Source organism: Thioclava sp. UBA3469 (genome assembly GCF_002378135.1).
Lineage (GTDB): Bacteria > Pseudomonadota > Alphaproteobacteria > Rhodobacterales > Rhodobacteraceae > Thioclava > Thioclava sediminum.
The window spans coordinates 1-374 of record NZ_DFRG01000265.1 but is presented as its reverse complement, the minus strand read 5'-3'; the positions used below and the strand labels follow the sequence as shown (position 1 = coordinate 374).

The window sequence follows — 374 nt, the reverse complement described above, 5'->3', positions numbered from 1 at the left end:
CCGCGCTGACCCAGCGCCGGACCGACCGGCGGGGACGGGTTTGCGCCGCCTGCCGGAATTTGCAGCTTGAGCTGCCCAACAACTTTCTTGGCCATGTGGCCCTCTCCTTATCACTGTCACGCCCCTAGGGGGTCGCGAAGTTTAGTGGTTCGGTCCGGGCGTCCCTGTCGTGCAGGGCCCCTCGCCTCCCACGGCTCACACTCAGGCGGTTTTCTGCACCTGCGTGTATTCCAGTTCGACCGGCGTCGGCCGACCGAAGATCGAGACGGTGACTTTCAGGCGGCTCGCCGCCTCGTCCACTTCCTCGACCATGCCCGAGAAGCCCTCGAAGGGCCCGTCGGTCACATTCACGTTCTCGCCGACCTCGAAGGTGA

The 374-nt window shown here is 65.2% G+C and carries 1 protein-coding gene and 1 pseudogene; both read right to left on the bottom strand.

From position 1 onward, the window contains the following. Positions 1-95, bottom strand: a pseudogene (rplK, locus tag B3D39_RS20695) (50S ribosomal protein L11); the annotation flags it as partial. Positions 96-201: 106 nt separating this feature from the next. Further along, the coding region (locus B3D39_RS19255) for a KOW motif-containing protein (RefSeq protein ID WP_286789975.1) at positions 202-374 on the bottom strand (173 nt) is incomplete at its 5' end.